This is a genomic window from Micromonospora sp. I033 (assembly GCF_053890995.1).
Genome location: NZ_JBSSLX010000262.1, coordinates 1 through 7,102, shown reverse-complemented (window position 1 = coordinate 7,102; position 7,102 = coordinate 1). Strand labels below are relative to the sequence as shown.

Here is a 7,102-nt window from a genome sequence, read left to right as displayed (position 1 = left end):
ACGGGCTGCCCACCCCGCTCTCCGCCAGCGTGCTCGAGACCCTCGCCGACCTGGACGTCTTCGAGCAGACCAACCGCCTCATCCTCAAGTGACGGCGCCCGCCGTCACGGGCCGCTCTCCGGGGGCCGCCCCCGGGTGGCCGTCCGACCGGGCGCCGGACCGTTCCGCGCCGATCCCGGCCACCACCACGAAGGCGATCCCGGCCACGGCGGCGGGCCCGGGCACCTGACCCAGCGCGACCAGGCCGACGACCAGGGCGATGGCCGGCTCCAGGCTCATCAGCGTGCCGAACGCGGCGGTGGTGAGCCGGCGCAGCGCCAGCAGTTCCAGTACGAACGGGGCGACGGGCAGCAGCACGGCCAGCCCGAGCCCGGCCAGGAGCACCTGCCAGGTCAGGTCGCCGAACACCGACGGGCCGACGACCAGGGTCGCCACCACGGCGGCCACCGGCATGGAGACCGCCAGGCCGCGGACTCCGGAGACCTCGTCACCCACCCGCTGGGTGAGCAGGATGTACGCGGCCCGCGGCCACACCCAGCGGGCCGAGGAACTCCAGCGCGCTGGCGGTGCCCAGGGGCAGCCGGGCCACCGCCGCCATGAACAGGATGGTGACCCCGGCCGTCACCACGCCGAGCGCCACGCAGGCCCGCAGGGCGGAGCGGGTGAACGCCGACGGGCGGGGCCGGACCACGACCGCCAGCAGCACCCCGGCCCAGGCGAGGCGCAGCCAGGCGGCGCCCTCGGGGCCGACCCGGTCGAAGAGCCCGACCGAGGCGGCCAGCCCGAGCTGGACGCAGGTCATGGAGGCGACGGCCATGGCGGTGCCGGCGCGGGCGGGAGTCGCGGTGGTCATGCGGACAGTAGAGCCGGTCCGGACCGCTCGCGTCCACGTGCCATTCCTGGACGGACCGTTCGGAAATCGTGAACAATCGTCGAGTGGATCTGCGTCGCCTCCGCCTGCTGCGGGAACTGGCCCGGCTCGGCTCGATGCGCCAGGTCGCCGACGAGCTGCACGTCACCACGTCGACGGTGTCCCAGCAGCTCGCCGTGCTGGCCCGGGAGGTGGGCACCGAACTGGTCGAGCCGCACGGCCGCCGGGTCCGGCTCACCCCGGCCGGGCGCCGGCTGGCCGAACACGCCGTGACGATCCTCGCCGCGGTCGACGCGGCCCGGCTGGACCTGGACCCGCGCGCCGAACCGGCCGGCAACGTACGCGTCGCCGGCTTCGCCACCGCCGTCCGGCGCTCCCTGCTGCCGCTCACCGCCCGGCTGGCCGCGGACCACCCTCGGGTGCGGCTGCGCATCGACGAGCACGAGCCGGCCGAGGCGTACGCGGCGCTCGCGGCCGACCAGGTCGACCTCGCGCTGACCTACGACTACAACCTGGCCCCGCTCTCCCCGGACCCCGCGCTGGACGCCACGCCGCTCTGGTCGGTGGCCTGGCACCTCGGGGTGCCCTCCGGCGCGGCGGCTCTCCCGGAGGCGGACGCCCCAGCGGTATTCGGCCGGTTCCGCGACGCGGACTGGATCGTCAACTCGCGCAACACGGCCGACGAGGTGGTGGTGCGGACGATCGCGTCGATGGCGGGCTTCGAGCCCCGGATCGTGCACCGCGCCGACAGCCTCGACCTGGTCCAGGACCTCATCGTCGCGGGGCTGGGCGTCGGCCTGCTCCCGGGCGACCAGCCCGCCGCGCCCGGCGTCCGCCTGCTGCCGCTGACCGGACCGCAGGCTCTCCTGCGCGCGTACGCCGTGACCCGGCGCGGCCGGGCGGCCTGGCCGCCGCTGGCGCTCATCCTCGACCTGCTCACCGGGGTGGAGGCGGGCGGGTCGGGGTGACCCCGAGACGTGATCGCGCCCCGGGGTCACCGCGCCGGATCAGACCGCGGGGATCGGCTCCACGTACTGGTACGGCTGGTCGGCCCAGGGGTTCCCGTCGGGCCGCCACTCGGCGCTGGTGGTGCTCGCCTCGGCGTGGACCGCGAACTGGTCACCCGCCGTACCCGGACCGACCACCATCGGGACGGAGACGGACGCGTACTCGCCGGCCCCCAGCGCCCCGACCGGGCAGGACACCGATGTCGCCGTCTGCGTGCACGGCCCACCCCACCCCCACGTGTCGCCGTCGAACGACGCACCCGGCGGAAGGTCGACGACCACTGTCACGTCCTTGGCCGTGGCGGTGCCGGTGTTCTCCACGGTGAAGGCCGGCCGGATCGGCCCGCCGGTGGTGGGCACGTCCCTCACGGCCCACGAATCGTTCGGCCCGCCGGCGCGCAGGTACAGCTCGGGAAGCTGGGCGTAGGTCGTCCTGACCTGGTCGGTGTTGTTGGTCTTGGTGGTCTCGGGCGTGGTCGTCGAGACCGTCGCCGAGATCCGCGCCTCGGTCCCCTCCTTCTTGACCGGCAGCGAGAAGTAGACGGGCAGGCGGATGGACTCGCCCGCCGCGAGCCCGCCGTACCGGTGGGTGCACACCAGGGTGGCGTAGTCGCACTGCCACCAGGGGTCGCCGGCGATCTCGCCGCCCGGCGGCAACTGGTAGGTGATCGTGACGTCGGCGGCGTCGGCGGTGCCGACGTTCTGCACGACGGCGTCGACGATGACCTCGGCCCGGTCGTGCCAGAGCATCGTCTGGCTGGCGGTCAGGTCGAGCTGGAGGTCGGCTCCGGTGGCCGCGACGGCGGCCGACGGCTGGAGGCCGACCGCGGCGGCGACGGCGGACACGGCGACGCCGGCCCGGACGAGCCGGCGCGCAAGCTGCGATGACATGGACATTCCCCCGCTAGGTAAAGGAACGGCCGGATGCCGCTCCTCCCCAATGGACGATCATGTCCATGAATTCGTTACATGATCGAGCCGGTCAGAGCATCGTCTGGGACTTGGACTCCATGTCGGCGGCGGCCTCCTCCTTCGACTCCCTGGTGAGGGGCTTGCCGCCCGCGGCGGCCGCCGGACCGCCGAGCGGGTCCGCGCCGCCGGTCGAGCCCTGCGGGCCGGCCCCGCGCAGCTGCTCGTTCGGCATGGCCAGGGTGACCAGCACGGCCAGGATGGCGACCAGCCCGGTGGTCAGGAAGACCAGGTGCAACGACTCGACGAACGAGGCCTGGATGGCGGCCCGCACCGGAGCGGGCAGGGCCAGGACGGTCGCCGGGTCGTTGATCGAGACGTCGGCGCCGCCGCTGGCCGCCACCGCCGCCCGCTGGTCCGGCGGGAGCTGGGCGATCGCCGCCGGCAGCCGGCCGGCCAGCTCGCCGGTGAGCCGCGACGACAGCACCGCGCCCAGGATGGCCACCCCGAACGAGCCACCCAGCGAGCGGAAGAACGTCGCCGAGGAGGTGCCGGCACCCAGGTCGCGCGGGTCGACCGCGTTCTGCACGCCCAGGATCAGCGACTGCATGCACAGGCCCAGCCCGACGCCGATCACCACCATGAAGCCGAACGCGACCCAGAGCGAGGTGGCCACCTGGAGCTGCCGGAACAGCAGCATGCCGGCGACCAGCACCACCGAGCCGGCCACCGGGAACCACTTGTAGCGGCCGATCCGGCTCATGGCCCGCCCGGTGATGATCGAGGTGAAGATGATTCCGGCCATCATCGGCAGCATCAGCAGGCCGCTGCGGGTCGGCGAGGCGCCCTTGACGATCTGCAGGTAGAGCGGGATGAAGATGATCGACCCGAACATCACCAGACCGAGCACGAAGCCCGCCGAGTTCGCCAGCGCGAAGGTGGCGCTGCGGAACAGCCGCAGCGGCAGGATCGGCTCGCGTACCCGGGCCTCCTGGAGCACGAAGAGCGTGCCCAGCACCGCCCCGGCCACGAACAGCCCGATGATCACCCCGGAGCCCCAGGCGTACTCGTTGCCGCCCCAGCTCAGCGCGAGCAGCAGGCAGCTCACCCCGGCGACCAGCAACCCGGCACCGACCCAGTCGACGGTGTGCTCCCGGCGCTCGAACGGGACCAGCCGCATGACGTGGTAGCAGACCACGATGGCGAGGACGGCCAGCGGCACGTTGATGTAGAAGATCCACCGCCAGTTGGTCTCCGCGAAGTAGCCGCCGACCAGCGGGCCGGCCACCGAGGAGATGCCGAAGACCGCCCCGAACAGGCCCTGGTAGCGACCGCGCTCCCGGGGTGGCACCACGTCCGAGATGATGGTGAACGCCAGCGTCAGCAGGCCGCCCGCGCCGATGCCCTGCACGCCCCGGGTGACGATGAGCTGGGTCATGTTCTGCGACAGGCCGGCCAGCAGCGAGCCGAGCAGGAACGTGCCGATCGAGAAGAGGAAGACCGGCCGGCGCCCGTACAGGTCGGCCATCTTGCCGTAGAGCGGCGTCGAGGCCGTGGAGGCGAGCAGGTACGCGGTGACCACCCACGAGTAGTGGTTGATCCCGCCCAGCTCACCGACGATGGTGGGCAGCGCGGTGCCGACGATGGTCTGGTCGAGCGCCGCCAGCAGCATGCCGGTCATGAGGCCGAGCATCAGCAGGCGGATCTGGCGGGCGTGCAGCACGGGACGAGCGGCCTGGGCTGTCATCCCGCTTCCTTTCCCACCGGGGGCGGATCATGCCCCCGGTGGGAGAGGAAGTCAGTGCTTCCCCTCGGCGAACTCCTCGACGATCTTGTCGCAGAAGGCCGGCAGGTCGTCCGGCTTGCGGCTGCTGACCAGGCCCTTGTCGGTGACCACCTGCTGGTCCACCCAGTTCGCGCCGGCATTGGTGAGATCGGTGCGCAGGCTCGGCCAGGAGGTGATCGTCCGGCCGCGCACCACGTCGGCCTCGACCAGGGTCCACGGGCCGTGGCAGATCACCCCGACCGGCTTGCCGGCCGCGAAGAACGACTTCACGAACCGGATCGCGTCGGGGTCGGTCCGCAGGAAGTCCGGGTTCGCCACGCCGCCGGGCAGCACCAGCGCGTCGTACGCCCCCGCGTCCGCCTCCCTGGTCGTCACGTCGACCGGGTACTGCCCGCCGTGGTCGAGATGGTTGAAGGCCTGGATCGAACCGGGCTTGATCGAGACCAGCTCGACCCGGGCACCGGCGTTCTCCACCGCCTCGCGGGGCTTGGTGTACTCGACCTCCTCGACGCCGTCGGCGGCCAGGAAGGCGATCCGTTTGCCCTGCAACGTCGCTGCCATGGTGGTTCTCCTCTCCGGGGTCTGTCTGCACCCGTTCCCGGGGCGGACCCGCCGAAACCGGACGCCGCGGGTGGCCCGGACCGCAGGTTTGTCCGGTCCCGCTCGGGGGATCCGAAGGGGCATGGCAGGAGCAGCAGCGGAAGAACGCCGGCTCGCCACCGTCGTGGCGGGTTGGCAGGGGCGTCCCGTGCTGGTCGTCGGCGACGCCATGCTCGACGAGTGGCGGTTCGCGGAGTCGGAGCGGCTCTGCCGGGAGGCGCCCGCGCCGGTCCTGACGCTGCGGAGGCGGATCTCCGCCGCCGGCGGCGCGGCGAACACCGCGGTCAACGTGGCCGCCCTCGGCGGCCGGGCCGCCCTGGTCGCCCCGGTCGGCGCCGACGTGGCCGGTGACGAGCTGCACGACTGCCTGGACCGGGCGGGTGTCTGGGACCGCACGGTCAACCAGCCCGGCCGCCCCACGCCGGTGAAGCGGCGGATGCTCGCCGGCAACCAGATCCTGCTCCGCGAGGACTCCGGTGACCCGGAGGACGGCCTCGACGACGACGGCGTGGCCCACCTGCTGACCGCGCTGCACTGCGCCACCGAGGAGCTGCGCGCGGCGGCCGCCGGGCAGCCGCTCACCCTGGTCGTCTGCGACTACGGCCTGGGCGCGCTGCCCTCGGCGGTGCGCGCCTGGCTGGTCGCCAACCGGGACCGGTACGCCACCGTGGCGCTCGACGCGCACGACCTGGCCGACTGGCGCGGCCTCAATCCGACCGTGGTGACCCCGAGCTTCGCCGAGGCGACCCGGCTGCTGGCCCGGGCGGCCGCCGGCTTCAACGGCGGGCACCGGAGCGCGGCCCGCGGCGCGACCGCCGGCGACCTGCACCTGGACCACCTGGCCGACCCGGCCGACGGCCCTTCCGAGCTGGTCGTCGGCGCGGCGCCAGGCGGGGCCGGCGAACGGGAGCCCGGCAGCCCGCACCCGACCTCCGGCGCGCCCGCCGAGGAGCACGGCGGCGGCTTCGCCGGCCCGACCGGGGAGCCGACGCCCGGCGAGGAGCGGGTCGCGCTGACCGGGGACGGGCTCAGCGTCACCGGCACCGGCGTGACCGTCAACGCGGCGGCCGGCGCGGGCGTGGACCGCGCGGTGCTGGCCGAGTCCCGCCTGGACGAGCTGCGCGAGCACACCGGCGCGGACGTGGTGGCGGTGACCCTGGACACCGAGGGCGCGGTGGTCGGCGGGGCCGACGGCGAACCGCGGCGCAGCCACAGCACCCCGGTCCCGGCCAGCCACGCCGTGGGGGCCGGGGACGCCTACCTGGCGGCGATGACCCTGGCGCTGGCCGCGGAGGCGAGCCTGCCGACCGCCGCGCAGCTCGCCCAGCTCGCCGCGACCATCACCGTCTCCGACACCGGCACCTGCGTGTGCCGCCGGGAGGACCTGCTCGACGCGCTGGGCACCGGGCCGGAGGAGGCCGGGCGGCCGACCCTGGTGGGCGCCGAGGAGCTGACCGCGATCGTCGCCGAGCACCGCCGGACCGGCCGGTCGATCGTCTTCACCAACGGCTGCTTCGACGTGCTGCACCCCGGGCACGTCCGCTACCTCACCCAGGCCCGCGCGCTCGGCGACCTGCTGGTCGTGGCGGTCAACTCGGACGGCAGCGTACGCCGGCTCAAGGGCCCGGACCGGCCGGTCAACCCGGTCGAGGACCGCGCCGCCCTGCTCGCCGCGCTGGAGTGCGTCGACCACGTGGTGGTCTTCGAGGAGGACTCCCCGGCGAAGCTCATCGAGGCGGTCCGCCCGGACGTCTACGTCAAGGGCGGCGACTACCCGCCCGAGATGGTCCCGGAGGCCCCGCTGGTCCGCCGGCTGGGCGGCCAGGTGCGCACCCTCGGGTACGTGCCGGACCGCTCCACCTCGGCGATCATCGACCGGATCCGGGCGCACCCGGCCGTCCCGCCGGTGGGCGAGGGCAGGCCGGCGTG

7 protein-coding genes and 1 pseudogene are annotated in these 7,102 nt (G+C 74.1%); 3 read left to right on the top strand and 5 right to left on the bottom strand.

The genetic code is table 11. From position 1 onward, the window contains the following. Nucleotides 1-92 (top strand): annotated as a pseudogene (locus ACW0Q9_RS27650) (NUDIX domain-containing protein); the annotation flags it as partial. Here ACW0Q9_RS27650 and ACW0Q9_RS27645 read toward each other — a convergent pair. Then, nucleotides 85-534 (bottom strand): EamA family transporter, encoded by a 450-nt coding sequence (locus ACW0Q9_RS27645; protein WP_456186217.1) that lies wholly within the window; start codon nt 532-534, stop codon nt 85-87. The pseudogene ACW0Q9_RS27650 and the gene ACW0Q9_RS27645 overlap by 8 nt on opposite strands. Further along, on the bottom strand, nt 488-853 hold the full coding sequence (locus ACW0Q9_RS27640) for a hypothetical protein (RefSeq protein ID WP_456186215.1): 366 nt from the start codon (nt 851-853) through the stop codon (nt 488-490). The genes ACW0Q9_RS27645 and ACW0Q9_RS27640 overlap by 47 nt, the downstream gene beginning before the upstream one ends. An 83-nt stretch (nt 854-936) precedes the next feature. On the opposite strand from ACW0Q9_RS27640, the gene ACW0Q9_RS27635 reads away from it, so the two are divergent. After that, on the top strand, nt 937-1,839 hold the full coding sequence (locus ACW0Q9_RS27635) for a LysR family transcriptional regulator (protein ID WP_456186213.1): 903 nt from the start codon (nt 937-939) through the stop codon (nt 1,837-1,839). Nucleotides 1,840-1,878: 39 nt separating this feature from the next. On the opposite strand, the gene ACW0Q9_RS27630 is transcribed toward ACW0Q9_RS27635, so the two are convergent. The 3 genes from ACW0Q9_RS27630 to ACW0Q9_RS27620 form a co-directional block, all read right to left on the bottom strand. Beyond that, nucleotides 1,879-2,769 carry a hypothetical protein gene (locus tag ACW0Q9_RS27630; RefSeq protein WP_456186211.1) on the bottom strand — a complete coding sequence of 297 codons (891 nt, stop codon included), beginning with the start codon at nt 2,767-2,769 and terminating at the stop codon, nt 1,879-1,881. A 91-nt stretch (nt 2,770-2,860) separates the two neighbouring features. Further along, the gene (locus tag ACW0Q9_RS27625; RefSeq protein WP_456186209.1) at nt 2,861-4,534 is read right to left on the bottom strand and encodes an MDR family MFS transporter; all 1,674 of its coding nucleotides are present in this window, start codon (nt 4,532-4,534) and stop codon (nt 2,861-2,863) included. 51 nt (nt 4,535-4,585) lie between these two features. Further along, nucleotides 4,586-5,134 carry a type 1 glutamine amidotransferase domain-containing protein gene (locus tag ACW0Q9_RS27620; RefSeq protein WP_456186207.1) on the bottom strand — a complete coding sequence of 183 codons (549 nt, stop codon included), beginning with the start codon at nt 5,132-5,134 and terminating at the stop codon, nt 4,586-4,588. A gap of 121 nt (nt 5,135-5,255) precedes the next feature. Here ACW0Q9_RS27620 and rfaE2 point away from each other — a divergent pair. Then, the coding region (gene rfaE2 / locus ACW0Q9_RS27615; RefSeq protein WP_456186205.1) for a D-glycero-beta-D-manno-heptose 1-phosphate adenylyltransferase at nt 5,256-7,102 on the top strand (1,847 nt) is incomplete at its 3' end.

Coding starts and splice junctions, on each gene's coding strand:
- ACW0Q9_RS27625 (WP_456186209.1), bottom strand. CDS start 4,534: ATGACAGCCCAGGCCGCTCGTCCCGTGCTGCACGCCCGCCAGATCCGC.
- ACW0Q9_RS27620 (WP_456186207.1), bottom strand. CDS start 5,134: ATGGCAGCGACGTTGCAGGGCAAACGGATCGCCTTCCTGGCCGCCGAC.
- ACW0Q9_RS27640 (WP_456186215.1), bottom strand. CDS start 853: ATGACCACCGCGACTCCCGCCCGCGCCGGCACCGCCATGGCCGTCGCC.
- ACW0Q9_RS27630 (WP_456186211.1), bottom strand. CDS start 2,769: ATGTCATCGCAGCTTGCGCGCCGGCTCGTCCGGGCCGGCGTCGCCGTG.